This is a genomic window from Chitinophaga polysaccharea, assembly GCF_902150045.1.
Classification (GTDB): Bacteria; Bacteroidota; Bacteroidia; order Chitinophagales; family Chitinophagaceae; genus Chitinophaga; species Chitinophaga polysaccharea_A.
This window is the reverse complement of record NZ_CABFVU010000002.1, coordinates 690,567-710,711: the sequence shown is the minus strand read 5'-3', so window position 1 is coordinate 710,711 and position 20,145 is coordinate 690,567. Positions and strand designations below refer to the sequence as shown.

Here is a 20,145-nt window from a genome sequence, read left to right as displayed (position 1 = left end):
GGAGGTTTATTTTTCGTTCTTGTATAAAACCGGGTTCAGGGAAGGATCGTTATACATCTTCATTTGCTTGTATACCTTCATAAACTTCCTGCCGGCAGCAATATCGGCCAGGAGCGCCTCAATGGCAGTGCCCAGGTCTTTCTGCTGCTCCAGGAGTATATCCAGCTTACGCTGGCAGGCAGCCCGGTGCTCAGGCGTGGCGTCTGCACGGGTGGCCTCTTCCTGCATATGATAAATTTTCAGGGCTAAAATAGACAAACGGTCTATTGCCCAGGCAGGACTTTCCGTATTAATGGTGGCATCTGCAGCGGGTACCGTGTTGCTGTATTTCTCCAGGAAATAGCTGTCGATATACTCCACCACATCTGTACGCTCCTGGTTGGAGCGGTCTATCCAACGCTTAATCCCCAATGCTTCCACCGGGTCAATGTTCGGGTCGCGGATAATGTCTTCCAGGTGCCACTGCACTGTGTCAATCCAGTTTTTCAGGAAAAGCAGGTGCTCAATACTGCTCTTTTCATAGGGATTGGAAATGGCCTGATGCACGTCATTGTGCTCATGGTAGGCCACGATACTCTGGTTAAATATCTTATTGCACAATTGTGTAAACATGGCGCAAATGTACAAAAGGCTAACAATAAAAAAGAAGCGCATGGTAGAGACCATACGCTTATTGTAAAAGATTGTCATGTGAATGTTCGAGAATGCAAATCGTGAAGGCTTTCAATGGTTATCTTGGGGTTGAGATGCCGTCAAGGTTATACCACCTTATTTCCTTTTTTTACCGTAAATGATGCCATTGCACCATCCCGGCAATAATATTTTATAATGATTTGTTGCTTTGAATATTTTTTTTGAATGCAGTAAAAATCAATCACTCTAATGGCTACACGTTTTAATTGAGGGTGTTTAAATAATATAGCTGTTAACAAATTGTCAGATCACCAATTACAGGGCCAGGATCACAGACGTTACATTATTCATCAACCGGAAGTGGTTCTCACCACTGCTTTTATGGGATTTCCTCTGCTAATGTTGACAATTTCATTTGTTTAATTATTCTCAAATAGTAACGGGTTTTCTAAAAAATCAGGGTTTAAAAGCGGACATTGTTATGTCCTTGTGTCTTAGTGCAAATTAAAAGGGTCCACTGCATTTTACACTGCAGTGGACCCCCTTTTTTATACAACGTTAGTGGTAATTAATGTGTTTTTTTGTCCAAATTAGCTTTCCGGATCAGCCGTCAGCTTTATTTTGGTAGCATAATAAATCGGAATGCCCAATAATATAATGCCCAGTCCGGGTAAAGTGTAGCTGGTTTCAAACACCAATAACAGTGCCGCCAGCGATAACGCTACAATAATGTAGATCATAGGCAGCACCGGGTAACCAAATGCCTTGTATGGCCGCTCTGCCTCCGGGCGTTTCTTTCTTAAAATAAAAATACCCAGGATAGTAAGTACATAAAATATCAGTACACCGAAAATTACCAGTGCCAGCAGATCATTGTACCTCCCTGTCAAACAAAGTAGGGAAGCCCATGCGCACTGGATCCACAAACCATAGCCGGGCACACTGTGCTTATTCAGCTCACCTGCTTTTTTGAAGAACAATTTATCTTCTGCCATGGTGTAATAGATCCTGGCTCCCGACAGGATTAGCCCGTTGTTACAGCCAAAAGTTGAGATCATGATCATGATGGCAATAATAATGGCGCCACTGGCGCCAAAGATCTTTTCAGTTACGGCTACGGCTACACGGTCGTTGGCGGCAAATGCAATTTCATTCAGCGGCAGTACGGCCAGGTACATCAGGTTACAGCTCACATAAATGATAGTCACAATCAGCGTTCCCAGGAAAAGGGAACGGCCAATATTCTTGGCGGGGTTCTTAATCTCTCCCGCAATAAAAGTTACATTGTTCCATGCGTCGCTGGAAAACAACGACCCTTTCATGGAAACAGCGATGGCGCCAAATAACGCCAGTCCCGATAAAGCAGTTGTTATCACCGTACCATTCTGTGAAGTAACTGCGGCTGCGGACCAGGCATGCTGCCAATTGGCATTCCAGATCCCCGATTTTGCCCCAAACAGCAATCCGAAAATAATGAGGCCAAACAAAGAAAGCAGCTTTGCCAGCGTAAATACCGTTTGTATCAGCTTACCATGGTGTACACCACGGGTGTTAATAAATGTTAGTAAGATGATAGATATAATAGCCACTACCTGTGCTGCAGAAATCTGAACAATACCGGCATCCAACAGTATATTCTTCTCGCTGAAACCCGGGATCAGGTAAGCGGTAAACTTGGCAAAAGCCACTGCCACCGCGGCAATAGTACCGGTTTGAATAACGCCGAACTGCGTCCACCCGAATAAGAACGCAATGAAAGGATTGTAGGCTTCCCGGAGATACACATACTGACCTCCTGCTTTAGGGAACATCCCCGACAGCTCACCATAACTGAGCGCAGCAATCAGCGTTACCACTCCTGCAAGCACCCACATAGCGGTGATCCATCCGGCGCCGCCCACGCTGCGCGCAATTTCTGCAGTTACAATGAAGATCCCGGAACCGATCATAGAACCGGCCACTATCATGGTGGCGTCCAGCAGACCCAGGGATGGCTTGAATGATTTAGTTTGGTTGATTTCCATATTGATATTTATAAAAAATCCCGGCTCATAAAAGGAACCGGGACTATAAGATAGAAAATTTTTCTGATGTTTATTCGCTTATTTGGCAGAAGTTGCTGAACCATTCTGGTTCATACCCTTAATAACTTCCGGTGTTACATCGTAAGCCGGATCCTTATAAAGGATATTGCTGGCTGTGCTGCGGTAAGAAAATATATATGCAAAACGTTTGTCGGCATTAAATGCTTTCAGGAAATCGTCCAGTTTCTTCTGCAACTCCTCGTTAAATTTGGTTTCCTGCTCGGTATAAGAGGCACGCAGGTTCTGCGCTTCCTGCTCCAGCTGCTGTTGTTTGGACATCAGGCTGCGCTGCGCGGCTTCGCCCTGTTCCTGGGTAAGTGTAGATGCCCTGCGCTGCAGATCCTCATACTCACTCTGCAATGCACGGGCCTTGCCTTTCAACTGATTATCCATCTGCTGCTGCTTTTGTTCCAGCAATGCCCTTTTTTCCTTGAAATACTCAAAATGCGCTTCCAGTGAATCCAGGTCTACGTACGCAATTTTGAAACTACCCCCGGCAGGAGTATTGCTGTTTGCAGCAGAGGATGCAGCTGGCGCACTGTTACCAGCTTTATTACCCTGGCAAGACATCAATAATCCGGCTGAAAATGCCGCTAATAATCCTTTAGTCACTAATTGTTTACAAGTGCGCATGTTAATAGGTGGATTTGCTTTAAGTACATTTTAAAAATGGAACGGCTAAAATAAGGTTTTTACCGGATTTTCATATTCCCATCCGTTTTTTTAGCTAGGTTTTAACTAATATTATTATTTCACCTTATCCAATAGGATTTCCGGCTCATTGGTGGTAATATAATCGACGCCGTTTTTCAGCAAATCATCCATTATTTCCGGGTTATCTATCGTCCAGGCATTAGTGGTCACTTTATGTTGCTTTGCAGTAGCTATCAGCTGCGGATCGTTTTTAAATACCTGCTGGTTATAGTCCAGTCCCCATATCCCGTCTGCCTGTAACTGCGCAGGCGTCTTGTCGCCGTTGAGATAGGCTATTTTGGCCGCAGGGTCAAGTTCTTTTATTTTTTTGCAGATGTTGTAGTCAAAGCTGATATAAAACATCCACGCCTGGGCCTTCTTCGCCTGCACCATTGCCACCGCTTTGGAAGCCAGCAGATCGCCCCTGCCGGTACGTGATGGCTTTAGCTCCAGTACCAGCCGCGTACGGTGCTGCTTCATAATTATATCAATGAACTCTTCCGGCGTAGGTACCCTGTCCCCGTTCTTCAGCTGCACGGTTTGCAGGTCCGCAAGCGTGCTCTCTTCTACCTTCTTCCCTCCTATATCCGGGTCATGCGAAATCACCATCTCATTATCCGATGATAACCACACATCAAACTCCGATCCCTCACAACCCAGTTTTATCGCATCCTTCAGCGAAGTAATACTGTTCTGGCTCCCCTCATGGTGCTTCCATGCGCCACGGTGCGCCACTACTTTATTACGGATAAAATCGTCTGCCACCAGCAGGAAATCGGCCGTGTCTGCACCCGCCTTAATGCGTACAGGGTATGTAAAGCTGCCTTCTTTGCTTATTGCCGCCTTTTTCTTCAGTTTTAATTCATGACCGTTAACGGTAAATAACCCTGATTTATCTTCCAGCAATGTGGCAGCCGATAACTGCCCGTTCCTGTCGTAGATCTTCCCGATTACGGCGTTCTTTTGCTGAACCGGAATCGTATAGGCGTCCAGGTAAGGAGCACTGGCCTGTTGCCCTGCTGCTGCTGTACCCATTAAGGTGATCCCTGCCATCAGAAATATTTTTTTGCAATTGTTCATGTTATCCGCGTTTGTGCTGAAAATAGCGAGCAATTTATTTATTTCCACCCCATGGGTGGAAAATCACTGCATTAAATTAATATAAAGCTTTAAAAAGATGCCCGGTATTGCATTTACAAACGAAAAACTGCTGCGGGCATTGGCGCCATTGTTACACAACTGAAGACCGGCGGATCCTTTTCCCCGGTGTTGGGTCTGGCACTGCTCAGCACTGTGTTGCCGGCGCTCTAGTTATGCTGTATCACCAACACATTGAACCTGGCCGGATCCAGCGGATAACCATTGCTGATAAGGGTGTAGATCTTCCCGGTTTGAGTGGCCATGTCCACGGTTTTTAATGGTTTGGAAGTATTGGAAGAGTCGGACGAACGGAAATTGATCTTGTAATGAGCGCTATCACCATTGAGCGGCGCAAAACCGGTTTGCGCAGGAAATGGAATCCTGCTGAAAAAACGCGGAAGCGTATCGGAATACAGGTCCATGAGCAATGGTGACCGGTCGGGCCTGAAGCCCTGGGCAAAATTAATCAACCTGAATTTAGCCCGTCCTGCACCTGGATCCCTGAGATCGTCTTCTGTAGTGATCAATAGCGGGGCGCCGGCACTGTCCGCCCCCAGGAAAGCGGAATAGTAACGGTTATTACGGAGATAGATCTGACCACGGAATAATTCCTTACCCGGCTGCCTGCTGTCTGCAATGATCAGGTTATACTTCTGTGCCCTCAACGATTTATAACCGGTATTGGTACCATAACCTATATTATTCCCGATGCTGAATGTATCCAGCTTCACATTATACTGAACATTGCCGGGCGCTGCATTTACAAACAAAAAGTTACCATGGGTGTCGGGCACTGCGCTATCACTGTCCTTTTTACAGGCGCCTATTACCACCAGCAGTACTAAAACAGGAATGATCAGGTGTTTCATGAAATCCGCTTCTTTTTACGGACTCAAATGTAATGATATTAAAACAAAAAGCGCCTGCCTTTGGGGCAAGCGCTTTTTGTTTTAATATCTGTAGAATACTATTCTTCTTCGTCAAACTGGAACACTTCTTTGGAAGAGGCCAGGATGTCGTATTCTTCTTTCGAACCTACGATCATGTTCTCGAACTCACGTAAACCAGTACCGGCAGGGATCAGGTGACCTGTGATCACATTCTCCTTCAGACCCATCATATCGTCGATCTTACCGTTGATGGCAGCCTGCGACAATACTTTGGTGGTTTCCTGGAACGAAGCGGCAGAGATCCAGCTACGTGTGCCAAGAGACGCTTTCGTAATACCCTGCAGGAGCGGGCTGGATGTAGCCGGCTGTGCATCACGGTATTCTACGAGTTTCTTATCTGCACGACGCAGGAGGGAGTTTTCTTCACGAACCTGGCGCAGTGTCACGATCTGACCTGCTTTCAGGTTAGTGGAGTCACCTGCTTCAGTTACTACCTTCTTGTCGAAGATCATGTCGTTTTCTTCGAAGAAATCAAACCTGTCTTCAGTATCACCTTCGAGGAAGCGGGTATCGCCCGGATCTTCGATGTTTACTTTACGCATCATCTGGCGAACAATCACCTCGATGTGTTTATCATTGATCTTCACACCCTGTAAGCGGTATACTTCCTGGATCTCATTTACCAGGTATTCCTGTACGGCAAACGGTCCTTTGATAGACAGAATGTCTGCAGGAGTAGTAGAACCATCGGAGAGTGAAGTACCGGCCTTCACAAAGTCACCATCCTGAACCAGGATATGACGTGTTAACGGCACCAGGTATTTCTTCACCTGGCCTTCACGGCTTTCAATGATGATTTCGCGGTTACCACGTTTGATGTTACCAAAAGCTACCACACCGTCAATTTCAGAAACGATGGCAGGGTTGCTCGGGTTACGTGCTTCAAAGAGCTCAGTTACGCGTGGCAGACCACCCGTGATATCTCTCAGTTTACCGATAACGCGTGGGATCTTTACAATTACCTGTCCGGCTCTTACTTTATCACCTTCGGAGATGACAATGTGTGAACCAACCGGTAAGTTGTAGGATTTCACCTCTTTGTTACCATCTACCATGATAGACGGGATCTTATTCTTATCTTTTGTTTCAATTACCACTTTCTCACGGTGACCAGTCTGTTCATCAGCTTCTTCACGGAAGGTAATACCTTCCAGGATGCTGTCGAAACGGATGGTACCAGGAATTTCAGACACGATAACGGCGTTGAACGGATCCCATGTGCAGATCATATCGCCTTTCGTTACTTTCTGTCCGTCTTTCACCAGCAGGGTAGAACCGTAAGGAATGTTGTTGGTTACCAGCAGACGATCGTTTTTCACGTCCATGATACGCAACTCACCGGTACGGCCGATAACCACCTGTACTTTTTCACCATCGTTGTTTTCGTAGGTGGTAGTACGTAAGCCATCGAATTGAACAGTACCATCAAACTTGGCTGGTAAACCGGATTCAACTGAAGTAGAACCGGCAACACCACCCACGTGGAAGGTACGCAGTGTGAGCTGTGTACCAGGCTCACCGATAGACTGTGCAGCGATGATACCCACGGCATCACCTTTCTGTGCAGTATAACCGCTCGCCAGGTTTTTACCGTAACATTTCACGCACACACCTCTGCGGCTTTCGCAAGTCAGTACAGAGCGGATTTCTACGGTTTCAATCGCACTTTCCTCAATGCGGTGTGCAATTTCTTCAGTGATCTCAGCACCGGCAGCAACGATCAGCTCATCATCATTATGAGGATCAAATACATCGTGCAGGGAAGTACGTCCGAGGATACGGTCGTACAGGGTTTCAATCACTTCTTCATTATCTTTCAACGCTGAAGTAGCAATACCACGGAGTGTACCACAATCTTCCTCATTGATCACCACATCCTGCGCAACGTCTACCAGACGGCGGGTCAGGTAACCCGCATCCGCCGTTTTCAACGCCGTATCCGCAAGACCCTTACGGGCACCGTGCGTAGAGATGAAGTATTCCAATACGTTCAAACCATCTTTAAAGTTGGACAATACCGGGTTTTCGATGATCTCGGAACCGGTAGATCCACTCTTACGCGGCTTGGCCATCAGACCCCTGATACCAGCCAGCTGTTTGATCTGCTGCTTGGAACCACGCGCACCGGAATCCAACATCATGTATACGGAGTTGAATCCCTGCTTGTCTGTTGCCAGCTCACGGATCAGGGTTTCTGTCACCTTCGTATCCACACGTGACCAGATATCGATGATCTGGTTATAACGTTCGTTGTTGGTGATCAGACCCATGTTATAGTTATCCCAAACTTCGTCTACTTCGCTGGAAGCACCATCGATCATGTCTTGCTTAACATCCGGGATGATCAGGTCATTAATGTTAAATGACAGACCACCGCGGAACGCCATGCGGAAACCTAATTGTTTGATGTCGTCCAGGAACTTGGCAGTTGCCGGGATATTGGTTGCTTTGATAATATCACCGATGATCTCACGCAGTGATTTTTTGGTAAGCAGTGCATTCACATAACCGGCAGCTTTAGGTACGAACTGGTTGAACAGTACGCGCCCCACAGTTGTTTCGATCAGTTTTCTTTCCAGCTCACCGTTTGCATTTCTAACATCTGCCTTAACACGGATATGTGCATGCAGATCGATACGGTCTTCGTTCAATGCGATGATCACTTCCTCAGCAGAGTAGAAAGCTTTACCTTCTCCTCTTACCACCACATCTCCCATTGTTTTCTTACCCTTGGTGATGTAATACAAGCCAAGCACCATGTCCTGTGAAGGCAGGGTGATAGGCGTACCGTTCTGCGGGTTAAGAATGTTATGTGAAGACAGCATCAGCAGCTGGGCTTCCAGGATTGCAGCATTGCTCAAAGGCACATGTACCGCCATCTGGTCACCATCGAAATCCGCGTTGAACGCAGAACATACGAGCGGGTGCAGCTGGATCGCTTTACCTTCCACCAGTTTAGGCTGGAAAGCCTGTATAGACAAACGGTGCAGGGTTGGAGCACGGTTTAACATTACCGGGTGACCTTTCAACACGTTTTCCAGGATATCCCAAACCACCGCTTCTTTCCGGTCTACCAGCTTTTTCGCTGATTTCACGGTTTTAACGATGCCTCTTTCAATCAGCTTACGGATAATAAATGGTTTGAACAGCTCTGCCGCCATATCTTTTGGCAGGCCGCACTCGTGCAGTTTCAGTTCAGGTCCTACCACGATAACAGAACGTCCGGAATAATCCACACGTTTACCGAGCAGGTTCTGACGGAAACGGCCTTGTTTACCTTTCAGTACATCCGACAGGGATTTCAGGGCACGACCACCTTCCGCTTTCACCGCATTGGATTTACGGGAGTTGTCGAACAGGGAATCCACTGCTTCCTGCAGCATACGTTTTTCGTTACGAAGGATCACCTCAGGCGCCTTAATTTCGATCAAACGTTTCAGACGGTTGTTACGGATGATTACCCTGCGGTAAAGGTCGTTCAGGTCGGAAGACGCAAAACGGCCACCATCCAACGGAACCAACGGACGCAGTTCCGGCGGTACTACAGGAATATATTGCATTACCATCCATTCAGGACGGTTTTCCACACGGCCATTGGCTTCACGGAATGCTTCCACTACGCTCAAACGCTTCAGCGCTTCCGCTTTACGTTGCTGGGAAGTTTCAGTGGCAGCCTGGTTACGCAGCTGGTAAGAAAGGCTGTCCAGGTCAATACGGGCCAGCATCATTTCCACCGCTTCGGCACCCATTTTAGCAATAAACTTGTTAGGATCTTCATCCGGTAACAGCTGATTGTCTTTTGGCAGGGTGTCCAGGATATCCAGGTATTCTTCTTCAGTGAGCAGGTCACCATAGTTCATACCTTTTTCCTGTTTCATACCCGCCTGGATCACTACGTATCTTTCGTAGTAAACGATGGTTTCCAGTTTCTTGGAGCTCATTCCAAGCAGGTAACCGATCTTGTTAGGCAGGGATTTGAAATACCATATATGTACAACGGGCACCACTAAACGAATATGGCCCATTCTCTCACGACGTACTTTCTTCTCCGTTACCTCAACACCACAACGGTCACACACAATACCCTTATAACGGATACGCTTATATTTTCCGCAATAGCATTCGTAATCCTTTACAGGTCCGAATATTCTTTCGCAGAATAAACCATCACGTTCCGGCTTGTAAGTACGGTAGTTGATGGTTTCAGGTTTCAGCACTTCACCGTATGAACGCTCCAGGATAACATCCGGAGAAGCCAGACTGATGGTAATGCTGTTAAAATTTGATTTAGGACGATTTTCTTTTTTGATAGCCATCTGTAATTAGCTTTTAGCTGTTAGCCGTTGGTGGTAAGCCAGCGACAAAAATTTTATTCCTGCGAAATATCCAAGCTATCAGCCACTGGCATTACTGCCAATGGCTGGTAGCTAAAAGCTCTTAGTCAAATTTCAGATCAAGACCCAGACCACGCAATTCATGGATCAATACATTGAAGGATTCAGGCACACCGGCTTTCGGTATGTTGTCGCCCTTCACGATAGATTCATATGCTTTGGCACGACCCACGATATCATCAGATTTAATAGTAAGCAGTTCCTGCAGGATGTTGGATGCACCGTATGCTTCCAGTGCCCATACCTCCATCTCACCAAAACGCTGACCACCAAACTGGGCTTTACCACCCAGCGGCTGTTGGGTAATGAGACTGTACGGTCCGATAGAACGGGCGTGCATCTTATCATCCACCATGTGGCTCAGTTTAAGCATATAGATAACACCCACGGTTGCTTTCTGGTGGAAGCGGTCGCCCGTTTCACCGTCGTGCAGGTAAGCGTGACCAAAGCTTGGTAAGCCTGCTTCCTTAATATATTCAGCAATTTCTTCTGTAGTAGCACCATCAAAGATCGGCGTAGCAAAACGTACTCCCAGTTTCAGACCTGCCCAACCCAATACGGTTTCGTAGATCTGTCCGAGGTTCATACGGGAAGGTACCCCGAGTGGGTTCAGTACGATATCCAGTGGCGTACCATCTTCCAGGAACGGCATGTCTTCATCACGCACGATCTTGGCTACGATACCCTTGTTACCGTGACGTCCCGCCATCTTATCACCCACTTTCAGCTTACGTTTGCTGGCCAGGTAAACCTTCGCCAGTTTCAGTACGCCGGCTGGCAGCTCATCACCAATAGAGATGTTGAACTTCTCACGCTTGTAACGGCCCAGCTCTTCGTTGAACTTGATGTTATAGTTATGCAGCAGGGTATTGATCTGATCGTTCACCACTTCGTCTGTTGTCCAGCCCAGCGGGTTTACGTTCATGAAATCAATATTTACCAGGTTCTTCGGAGAGAACTTGGAGCCTTTTGAAATCAGTACTTCACCGTAAGTGTTGGTAATACCCTGGGATACTTTATCCTTCAGTAATACCTGCAACTTGCTCATCAGCACTTCCAGCAGGTCTTCCGCATTCTTCTGGTGAATTTTCTCCAGTTTCTCGATAGCTGCCTTTTCGCGGGTTTTGGAATTCTTATCTTTCTTCGCGCGGCTGAACAGTTTCTTATCAATCACCACACCTTCTGTTGACGGAGGCGCTTTCAATGAAGCGTCTTTCGCATCAGAAGCCTTGTCACCAAAGATCGCCCTTAACAGCTTTTCTTCAGGGGAAGGATCAGATTCACCACGCGGAGTGATTTTACCGATCAGGATATCGCCTTCCTTGATGTGTGCACCAACACGGATAATACCGTTCTGGTCGAGGTCTTTGGTAGCCTCTTCACTTACGTTGGGGATATCCGGGGTCAGCTCTTCTTCACCCAGCTTGGTATCACGAACTTCCAGTTCATATTCATCGATGTGGATGGAGGTAAACAGATCCTCACGTGCAACACGCTCAGAAATTACGATCGCATCCTCAAAGTTGTAACCTTTCCATGGCATGAACGCTACCTTCAGGTTGCGTCCCAGCGCCAGTTCACCGCCACGGGTAGCATAACCTTCTGTTAAGAAGTCGCCATCCTTAACACGCTGACCTTTCTTTACGCAAGGTCTGAGGTTAATACAGGTGCTCTGGTTGGTTTTTACGAATTTGGTAAGTGTGTAAACGATCAGATCATCTTCAAAGCTCACCAGTTTCTGCATTTCATCACGTTCGTAACGAACATGGATTTCATTTGCATCCACAAATTCGATCACACCATTACCATCTGCGGTGATCTGCAAACGGGAGTCGCGCGCTGCCTTGCCTTCCAGGCCGGTTCCTACGATAGGAACTTCCGGATTCAGCAGTGGCACAGCCTGACGTTGCATGTTTGATCCCATTAACGCACGGTTGGCATCATCATGCTCCAGGAACGGAATCAGTGATGCACTCAAACCTACGATCTGGTTAGGCGCCACGTCCATGAATTCCACTTCATCCCTGTCGAGGATCGGGAAGTCACCGGTTTCGCGGGATTTCACCTTATCATTTATAAAATGTCCTTTGTCGTCCAGTGGAGCATTAGCCTGCGCAATCTTCACAGAATCTTCTTCCTCAGCGCTCAGGAACTCCACTTTATGCATATCCACTTTACCGCTGTTTACTTTACGGTAAGGTGTTTCAATAAAGCCCATCTCATTCACCTTGGCGTGAACGCAAAGGGTGGAGATCAGACCAATGTTCGGACCTTCCGGTGTTTCAATGGTACATAAACGGCCATAGTGGCTGTAGTGAACGTCACGCACCTCAAAGCCTGCTCTTTCACGGCTCAAACCACCGGGTCCGAGAGCGGAAATACGGCGTTTATGCGTGATTTCAGACAATGGGTTTGTCTGATCCAGGAACTGTGACAACTGGGAAGTACCAAAGAAGGAGTTGATCACGGAAGACAGCGTCCTCGCATTGATCAGGTCCACTGGCGTAAATACCTCGTTATCACGTACGTTCATTCTTTCACGGATGGTACGTGCCATACGTGCAAGACCAACACCAAACTGAGCATATAGCTGCTCGCCTACAGTACGTACACGGCGGTTTGACAGGTGATCGATATCATCGATTTCCGCCTTACCGTTTGTGAGCTGTACCAGGTACTTGATGATGGAGATGATGTCGTCCTTCGTCAGCACTTTCATGTCTAACGGGGTAGGAAGACCTAATTTTCTGTTGATCTTATAACGGCCTACGTCACCTAAATCGTAACGTTTGTCGGAGAAGAACAATTTATCAATGATACCCCTTGCTGTTTCATCATCCGGCGCATCAGCTCCGCGCAACTGGCGGTAGATGTGCTGAACGGCTTCCAGCTCGGAGTTAGATGTATCCTTGTTTAATGTATTATAGATGATGGAAAAATCACCACTCACCTCTTCTTTCTGAACAAACACGCTTTTCAATCCCATGTCTACAATGGTTTCGATATTCGCTTCATCCAGGATGCTATCGCGCTCCAGCATAATTTCATTACGCTCGATGCTCACCACTTCACCAGTATCTTCATCCACAAAGTCTTCCACCCAGCTTCTTAAAACGCGGGCTGCCAGCTTCTTGCCGGCATATTTATCAAGACTTTTCTTGTCTGCTTTTACTTCATCTGCCATGCCAAACAGCTGCAGAATATCTTTATCTGTTTCATAGCCGATGGCACGCAACAGGGTGGTTACCGGGAATTTCTTCTTACGGTCGATGTAAGCGTACATCACGTTGTTGATGTCCGTTGCAAACTCCATCCATGCGCCCTTGAACGGGATCACCCTTGCAGAGTAGATCTTGGTTCCGTTCGGATGTACAGATTGACCAAAGAAAACACCAGGTGAACGGTGCAGTTGGGATACAACAACACGCTCAGCACCATTAATAACGAAAGTACCTCTTGGAGTCATGTACGGAATGTTTCCTAAGAACACATCCTGCACAATCGTCTGGAAATCCACATGCTCCTCATCATTACAGCTTAAGCGGAGTTTCGCTTTCAACGGTACGGAATAAGTAAGCCCGCGCTCAATACACTCCTCGATGGTATAACGCGGAGGATCCACGAAATAATCAAGGAATTCCAGATTAAAGATATTTCTGGTATCTGTAATCGGGAAGTTCTCTTTAAATACTTTAAAAAGGCCTTCGTTGTTTCGCTTGTCTGGTGTGGTTTCTAATTGGAAGAAATCCTTGAAAGATTGGATTTGGATAGCCAACAGATCCGGTGTCTCAGTAACTTGTTTGATCTTTCCAAAATTTACTCTTTCGTTTGTTTGGGCTTTTTTTAGAGACATATTCGAAGTTAGCAGTTATATGACTTGTAAGAATTAGGGAAATTAAGATTTCTTTGCCAATACCATCCCAATTTATTTATGCCTTCTGCACGTGGTCAAAGTCACCTGGTAGTGATTCCCCGTTTTGACTCTCTGAAAAAGACACTTTCCCAAAGGGAATAAGGCCAAAAGTGCAAAAGCACTTTTGACCTTTAAAAGATGTATACTTAAGCAAAGAATTACTGAATTTCAACTTCAGCACCAGCTTCGGTCAGCTTAGCTTTCAGGTCTTCTGCCTCAGCTTTGGTAACGCCTTCCTTGATGGATTTAGGTGCACCGTCAACCAGTTCTTTCGCTTCTTTCAGACCTAAACCGGTCAGATCTTTAACGATCTTAACAACGTTCAGTTTGCTAGCACCTGCAGCTTTCAGGATAACGTTGAAGGCAGTTTTTTCTTCAGCAGCAGCAGCTTCGCCACCACCGGCAGCAACCACAACTGCAGCAGCAGCTGGTTCGATGCCATACTCGGATTTCAGTACATCTGCGAGTTCCTGTACTTCCTTAACAGTTAAACCTACTAATTGTTCAGCTAATGCTTTTACGTCTGCCATTTTATAATGTTTTAATGTAATGTTTGTAATGTTGTTGTTAATTATATTGTGACTTGGAAGCCAATGTTGTATATGGATAGCCCGCGGCCAGCCATATTATTCTGCTGCAGGTGCTTCCACCCCAGCTTCTTCTTTCTTGCCTTTTTCCAGTAAAGCAGCAATAACGCGCTTTGCAGGAGATTGCAACAGACCGATAACTTCGCCGATAAGCTCGTTCTTGGTCTTGATGTTGGTTAAAGCAGTCAGCTGGTTGTCGCCTACAAATACCTCATCGGCAACAAATGCAGCTTTCAGTACCGGTTTTTCCAGTTTACCGTTTGCTTTACGGAAGGAAGAGATGATCAGTGCCGGCTCTTTCGGGCTGTCAGAGAACATCAGGGCAGTTACGCCATGCAGACTGTCATAAACACCTGCATACTTTTCGCTGTCCAGAGATTCCAAAGCCTTACGGATCAGGGTGTTCTTAGCCACCTTCATTTCCACTTGCTTATCGAAGCACACTTTCCTCAGGTCATTCACCTGCGCTACCGTTAATGATTCGGTATTAGTGATATAAAAGTTGCTATATTGAGAGAACTTACTTTTCAGCAGTTCAATCGCTTCTTGTTTTTGATCTTTATTCATATTATAACGTTTGTAGCAAGCCCCATCTTTACAGATAACGGCTACAACTCGTGATCAATAATTAGTTTTGAACAGATTTAGTATCGATAACAATACCAGGACTCATGGTGCTAGCCATAGACAGACCTCTCAGGTAAGTACCTTTTGCAGTAGCTGGTTTCAGCTTGATGATAGCGTTGATCAGCTCTAATGAGTTCTGCTCAATTTTATCAGATGCGAAAGATACACGACCGATAGAAGCGTGGATGATACCAGCCTTATCTACCTTGAAAGTGATTTTACCGCCTTTAACATCGTTTACTGCAGCTGCAACGTCGTTGGTAACAGTACCGGTCTTAGGGTTTGGCATCAGGTTACGTGGACCTAAAATCTTACCCAGTTTACCGATCTTCGGCATTACAGCAGGAGTAGCTACGATTACGTCTACCTCAGTCCAGCCAGCTTCGATCTTCTGGATAAATTCATCCAGTCCAACGAAATCAGCACCTGCTTCTTTTGCAGCAGCTTCTTTATCAGGTGTGCAAAGCACTAACACCCTTTTAGTTTTACCAGTACCGTGTGGAAGCGTTACGGAACCACGGATCGCCTGGTCTGCTTTCTTAGGATCAACGCCTAAGCGGATATGTAAATCGACAGAACTGTCGAATTTAGTACAGTTAATATCTTTAACTAAGCTGGAAGCCTCTTTCAGGCTATAAATCTTATTTTTTTCGAGCTTAGCGTCAGCTACTTTTCTCTTTTTAGTTGCCATTTGTCAAAATGATTTTAAGATCCTGCCTCAACAGGGTGAAACAATTAGTTTTCCCAAGGGGCTTTACCATCAACAGTAATACCCATGCTGCGAGCAGTACCAGCCACCATTTTCATAGCGCTGTTCAGCGTAAAGCAGTTCAGATCAGCCATCTTGTCTTGTGCAATAGCCTCTACCTGAGCCCAGGAAACTTTACCCACCTTGTTACGGTTAGGTTCTTTAGAACCACTCTGCAATTTAGCAGCTTCCAGCAGCTGTACAGGTGCCGGAGGAGTTTTAATTACGAAGTCGAAAGATTTGTCTGTGTAAACAGTCAGCAACACAGGCAATACTTTACCCATTTTATCCTGGGTACGGGCATTGAACTGTTTGCAGAACTCCATGATGTTCACACCTTTAGAACCCAGCGCAGGTCCAATTGGAGGTGCAGGGTTGGCCTGGCCGCCTTTCACCTGCAATTTCACGTACGTTGCGATTTCTTTTGCCATGTTTCTTAATTTAATTTGGTTAAACGCTCCCTGCAAAACAGGAAACTCCCAAAAGTAAAAGACTAAAAATAACCTTTTAAAGGGGATGCAAAGGTATATATTATTACGAACTTGTCAAAAAGTATTTGAAATTGGGCATTCTTTTTGCTCATGATCAGATTTTTTTTACAAATCCATTGCATTTCCCGTAAAATTTCCTTATTCTCCGAAGCCGGCAAAGTTACAATTTATCCTCCATTTGCATACAACAATTCCTTACGCTTGCCTTTCTCCGTTTTGATATACTTATTCACAAACTGCTGCTCATCCCTTACCTTGTCCCTCATTTGTGCAAGTGCCCGCTGCAATTCCATGATATTCCCCTTCATCGCATCATCGCCACCCTGCAACCCGGATAGCGCCTTTTCAACCGCCCCCAGCCTCACCGCTATTTCCCCGATCGTTTTCCTTAACGTTTCATCCTCTACTTCCGGGGTAAACCGCCGGTTCCTGAAATCCACATACTCATTATATAATTGCACAATAGCTGCATAGTCGCGGCTCAGCCTGTTAAACTCGTCTATACTCCGGTTCCTGGCCTCAATTTCCTGGTTGGCGACCAGCACTTTGATCGACTGGTCCATCCAGTCCAGCTCGCTCATAATAAACGGATTGGCTGCTCCCCCGAAACGGCGGATCCTGGCAGCCGCATATTCCAGCCTTTGCAGTCTCGACTGCCGGAACCAGTTACTCAAAGTATCATTATAAGCAAAAACGGGGCGTTTGGTGGCAGCCGCAAAAGCCTGGCTGCCCTGTTCATCATGACGTAAAGGGAAAGGCAGCATCTGCCACATGGGATCATAAGGCATGTGAGTTTTCACTGCTACCTGCGGCGCCGTCCGGAACCAGGTCCAGTTGATCCCCGGCACAAAACGGCCGTTCTCCACCACCCCGGCTCCCCAGGTAGGATCTGTTATTGCCCACTGGGCTCCGTTCTTCACCACCACCCAATCATGCGAACCGGTGGGAATGCCGTTCTGCAGGCCATAACCGGTTACCACAGTGGCAGGAATTCCTGCTTTCCTGCATATCTGCGCATATAAAACCGCATAATCGGTAGACAGCCCCTTACGGGTACGCAATGTTTTAAGCATCGCAGCCGCCGAATCCCGGTAGCTGCTTACCCGGTTCATATTCTCCACATCATAGGCTATATGCGTGGCCATCCAGTTAAATAAAGCCTGTTGCAACGCTACAGCATTCCCTGTATGGGCTTTCAGCCATTTGGCCATCATCGTTGGAGAAGCCGTTGCCTCTTCCGGGACGGAAACAATTGCAACGGAGGCTGGTTTAACTTGTTTGAGCTTTCCTGGCTGGGCGCCCGCAGTGTTCATCAACAAGAATCCCAGCATCACAACAATCACTGATCTCATATCAACAGATATAGGGCATATGTGATAAACGAGAAAAAGCGTCCCGGGTAAACGGAACGCTTTTCAATAAAGATGTTATATAAGTTACTATGAAAGTTTTTCTACCTGCATGAAGTTCAGCTCTACCGGTGTAGCACGGCCAAAGATCTTTACAGTTACCTTCAGTTTTTTCTTGTCTTCAATTACTTCTTCTATCACACCGTTAAAGTCGTTGAACGGACCATCAATGATCTTAATGGTTTCGCCCACGATAAAGGGCTCGCTCATGGTCAATCCCTGATCACTCAGTTCATCTACCTTACCCAGCATTTTGTTCACTTCTGCTTTACGGAGTGCGATAGGTTTTTCTTTTCCGAGGAAGTGGATAACACCGGATACGTTACGTATTGCCTGTATTACTTCATCGGTCATTTTACCATCAACCGCTTCGATCATCACATAACCGGGATAAAAATTCTTTTCGCGCATTACCTTTTTACCAGCCTGCACCTTATAAACTTTTTCTACCGGCAGGAAGATCTGGCTGATCACGTTACCCCAGTCGGAGCGACGTACTTCAATATCCAGGTATTCCTTCACTTTTTTTTCCTTGCCACTAACAACGCGGAGTACATACCACTTTGTTTCCTGAGCAGGAAGATTGGCTGCATCCATTTATTTAGCTTTGAAAATTTGGTAATAGTGAGTTAACACGAAGTTGGAAGCGGCATCCATACCCCATACCAGTGCGGTAACAAATATTGTTGCTATCAGCACGATCATGGTAGAAGACTGGAGCTCTTGCCAGGTAGGCCAGGACACCTTGTAAACCAATTCATGATAAGACTCCCGGAAATAGTTTCTGATCTTATTCATTATATAAAGTTAACTATTTATGGTCAATTGTTTAAAGCCTAAAAAATGGTTGACTTGTTTTATTTTGTAATAACAACAATTCAACCATTTAATTATTTTTTAAACCCTGCACGGGTACTAGGATTCGAACCCAGATCAAAGGTTTTGGAGACCCGTATGCTACCGTTGCACCATACCCGTGTATAAAGCCATTAGCACTCAGCTTTCAGCGTCAGCAAATATCTAAAAAAATCCTGACATTTAATCGCCAAAGCTAATGGCTTTTAATATAATTGAGTTGCTTACTTCAGGATTTCAGTAACTTGACCAGCACCTACTGTACGGCCACCTTCACGGATAGCGAACTTCAGACCTTTGTCCATAGCGATAGGCTGGATCAGTTTAACAGTCAGAGTTACGTTATCACCAGGCATAACCATTTCAACACCTGCAGCGAGTTCAACTTCACCGGTTACGTCAGTTGTACGGAAGTAGAACTGAGGACGGTATTTGTTGAAGAACGGAGTGTGACGGCCACCTTCTTCTTTGCTCAGTACGTATACTTCGCATTTGAATTCAGAGTGAGGTTTGATAGAACCCGGTGCGCAGATAACCATACCGCGACGGATCTGGGTTTTCTCAATACCGCGGAGCAACAGACCAGCGTTATCACCTGCTTCACCTTCGTCGAGGAGTTTTTTGAACATCTCAACACCAGTACAAGTAGATTTCAGTGGTTCTTCCTGCAGACCTACGATTTCAACGTTCTCACCAACTTTGATACGACCGCGTTCGATACGACCTGTAGCAACGGTACCACGACCGGTGATAGAGAATACGTCTTCTACTGACATCAGGAACGGTTGATCAACCGGACGTGGAGGCAGCGGAATGTAAGTATCAACAGCATCCATCAGTTGGTCGATAGCAGAAACCCATTTTTCGTCGCCAGCGAGAGCGCCGGTTGCAGAACCCTGGATAACCGGAACGTTGTCACCATCAAAACCGTTAGAAGACAGCAGATCACGAATTTCGATCTCTACCAGTTCCAGCAGCTCAGGATCGTCTACCAGGTCAACTTTGTTCATGAATACTACGATACGAGGTACACCTACCTGGCGAGCCAGCAGGATGTGCTCTCTTGTTTGCGGCATAGGACCATCAGTAGCTGCCACCACGAGGATAGCACCGTCCATCTGAGCAGCACCGGTGATCATATTCTTCACATAATCCGCGTGACCAGGACAGTCAACGTGAGCATAGTGACGAGAAGCTGTCTGATACTCAACGTGAGCTGTATTGATAGTAATACCTCTTTCTTTTTCTTCAGGAGCAGCATCGATCTCATCATATCCTCTCTTCTCTGCCAGACCTTTATTTGCCAAAATTGTGGTAATGGCAGCAGTCAAAGTAGTTTTACCATGATCCACGTGGCCGATGGTACCAATGTTTACGTGGGGTTTATCCCGCTTGAAGGTTTCTTTTGCCATTGTATTTTCTTTTTAGATGGTTTGTAAAGATTGTATTGATTGTTGTTTTAAAAAAACGGTTTTACAAACTTGTACCGTTGATGAGAATTGAACTCATGGCCTTCCCTAAATAAAAATGGGTTGCTCTTCCATTGAGCTACAACGCTAAGTTTTAATTTCGGAGTGCAGAATTAACAAATTCGAATTCCGAAATTCGAATTTTATGGAGT

At 46.1% G+C, this 20,145-nt stretch carries 14 protein-coding genes, 2 tRNA genes and 1 pseudogene; all 17 read right to left on the bottom strand.

Annotated elements, in window-relative coordinates; all coding sequences use genetic code 11:
- Positions 1-6 precede the first annotated feature (6 nt).
- A complete protein-coding gene (locus FN124_RS17640) occupies positions 7-612 on the bottom strand; it encodes a DUF4254 domain-containing protein (protein ID WP_142686082.1) in 606 nt (201 codons plus the stop codon).
- A gap of 611 nt (positions 613-1,223) precedes the next feature.
- A complete protein-coding gene (locus FN124_RS17635; RefSeq protein WP_142686081.1) occupies positions 1,224-2,657 on the bottom strand; it encodes an APC family permease in 1,434 nt (477 codons plus the stop codon).
- A 78-nt stretch (positions 2,658-2,735) separates the two neighbouring features.
- Positions 2,736-3,350 carry an OmpH/Skp family outer membrane protein gene (locus FN124_RS17630; RefSeq protein ID WP_142686080.1) on the bottom strand — a complete coding sequence of 205 codons (615 nt, stop codon included), beginning with the start codon at positions 3,348-3,350 and terminating at the stop codon, positions 2,736-2,738.
- 114 nt (positions 3,351-3,464) lie between these two features.
- Positions 3,465-4,463 (bottom strand): glycerophosphodiester phosphodiesterase family protein, encoded by a 999-nt coding sequence (locus tag FN124_RS17625; protein ID WP_185937249.1) that lies wholly within the window; start codon positions 4,461-4,463, stop codon positions 3,465-3,467.
- Positions 4,464-4,717: 254 nt separating this feature from the next.
- Complete coding sequence (locus tag FN124_RS17620) at positions 4,718-5,419, bottom strand: DUF4397 domain-containing protein (RefSeq protein ID WP_142686078.1); 702 nt, start codon at positions 5,417-5,419, stop codon at positions 4,718-4,720.
- Between the two features lie 98 nt (positions 5,420-5,517).
- Positions 5,518-9,816, bottom strand: a complete 4,299-nt coding sequence (gene rpoC / locus FN124_RS17615) for a DNA-directed RNA polymerase subunit beta' (RefSeq protein ID WP_142686077.1) — start codon at positions 9,814-9,816, stop codon at positions 5,518-5,520.
- A 121-nt stretch (positions 9,817-9,937) separates the two neighbouring features.
- On the bottom strand, positions 9,938-13,747 hold the full coding sequence (gene rpoB, locus FN124_RS17610) for a DNA-directed RNA polymerase subunit beta (RefSeq protein WP_142686076.1): 3,810 nt from the start codon (positions 13,745-13,747) through the stop codon (positions 9,938-9,940).
- A 218-nt stretch (positions 13,748-13,965) separates the two neighbouring features.
- Positions 13,966-14,337, bottom strand: coding sequence for a 50S ribosomal protein L7/L12 (gene rplL / locus FN124_RS17605; protein WP_142686075.1), 372 nt, complete (start codon positions 14,335-14,337; stop codon positions 13,966-13,968).
- Positions 14,338-14,433: 96 nt separating this feature from the next.
- Entirely contained in the window at positions 14,434-14,961 is a 528-nt protein-coding gene (rplJ, locus tag FN124_RS17600) for a 50S ribosomal protein L10 (RefSeq protein WP_142686074.1), read from the bottom strand.
- A gap of 61 nt (positions 14,962-15,022) precedes the next feature.
- Entirely contained in the window at positions 15,023-15,712 is a 690-nt protein-coding gene (gene rplA / locus FN124_RS17595) for a 50S ribosomal protein L1 (protein ID WP_142686073.1), read from the bottom strand.
- Between the two features lie 44 nt (positions 15,713-15,756).
- The gene (gene rplK, locus FN124_RS17590; protein WP_079470671.1) at positions 15,757-16,200 is read right to left on the bottom strand and encodes a 50S ribosomal protein L11; all 444 of its coding nucleotides are present in this window, start codon (positions 16,198-16,200) and stop codon (positions 15,757-15,759) included.
- A gap of 1,004 nt (positions 16,201-17,204) precedes the next feature.
- Positions 17,205-17,372 (bottom strand): annotated as a pseudogene (locus tag FN124_RS31815) (transglutaminase-like domain-containing protein); the annotation flags it as partial.
- A gap of 327 nt (positions 17,373-17,699) precedes the next feature.
- Complete coding sequence (gene nusG, locus FN124_RS17580; RefSeq protein ID WP_089902937.1) at positions 17,700-18,266, bottom strand: transcription termination/antitermination protein NusG; 567 nt, start codon at positions 18,264-18,266, stop codon at positions 17,700-17,702.
- Positions 18,267-18,467 (bottom strand): preprotein translocase subunit SecE, encoded by a 201-nt coding sequence (secE, locus tag FN124_RS17575; protein WP_142686071.1) that lies wholly within the window; start codon positions 18,465-18,467, stop codon positions 18,267-18,269.
- A 109-nt stretch (positions 18,468-18,576) separates the two neighbouring features.
- Positions 18,577-18,647, bottom strand: a tRNA-Trp gene (locus FN124_RS17570).
- Between the two features lie 101 nt (positions 18,648-18,748).
- A complete protein-coding gene (tuf, locus tag FN124_RS17565; RefSeq protein ID WP_142686070.1) occupies positions 18,749-19,936 on the bottom strand; it encodes an elongation factor Tu in 1,188 nt (395 codons plus the stop codon).
- Between the two features lie 72 nt (positions 19,937-20,008).
- Positions 20,009-20,082: transfer RNA gene (locus FN124_RS17560), tRNA-Lys, on the bottom strand.
- Positions 20,083-20,145: the final 63 nt, after the last annotated feature.

Coding starts and splice junctions, on each gene's coding strand:
- FN124_RS17630 (WP_142686080.1), bottom strand. CDS start 3,350: ATGCGCACTTGTAAACAATTAGTGACTAAAGGATTATTAGCGGCATTT.
- rpoB (WP_142686076.1), bottom strand. CDS start 13,747: ATGTCTCTAAAAAAAGCCCAAACAAACGAAAGAGTAAATTTTGGAAAG.
- rpoC (WP_142686077.1), bottom strand. CDS start 9,816: ATGGCTATCAAAAAAGAAAATCGTCCTAAATCAAATTTTAACAGCATT.
- FN124_RS17620 (WP_142686078.1), bottom strand. CDS start 5,419: ATGAAACACCTGATCATTCCTGTTTTAGTACTGCTGGTGGTAATAGGC.
- FN124_RS17640 (WP_142686082.1), bottom strand. CDS start 612: ATGTTTACACAATTGTGCAATAAGATATTTAACCAGAGTATCGTGGCC.
- secE (WP_142686071.1), bottom strand. CDS start 18,467: ATGAATAAGATCAGAAACTATTTCCGGGAGTCTTATCATGAATTGGTT.
- rplK (WP_079470671.1), bottom strand. CDS start 16,200: ATGGCAAAAGAAATCGCAACGTACGTGAAATTGCAGGTGAAAGGCGGC.
- FN124_RS17625 (WP_185937249.1), bottom strand. CDS start 4,463: ATGGCAGGGATCACCTTAATGGGTACAGCAGCAGCAGGGCAACAGGCC.
- rplA (WP_142686073.1), bottom strand. CDS start 15,712: ATGGCAACTAAAAAGAGAAAAGTAGCTGACGCTAAGCTCGAAAAAAAT.
- FN124_RS17635 (WP_142686081.1), bottom strand. CDS start 2,657: ATGGAAATCAACCAAACTAAATCATTCAAGCCATCCCTGGGTCTGCTG.
- nusG (WP_089902937.1), bottom strand. CDS start 18,266: ATGGATGCAGCCAATCTTCCTGCTCAGGAAACAAAGTGGTATGTACTC.
- rplL (WP_142686075.1), bottom strand. CDS start 14,337: ATGGCAGACGTAAAAGCATTAGCTGAACAATTAGTAGGTTTAACTGTT.
- rplJ (WP_142686074.1), bottom strand. CDS start 14,961: ATGAATAAAGATCAAAAACAAGAAGCGATTGAACTGCTGAAAAGTAAG.
- tuf (WP_142686070.1), bottom strand. CDS start 19,936: ATGGCAAAAGAAACCTTCAAGCGGGATAAACCCCACGTAAACATTGGT.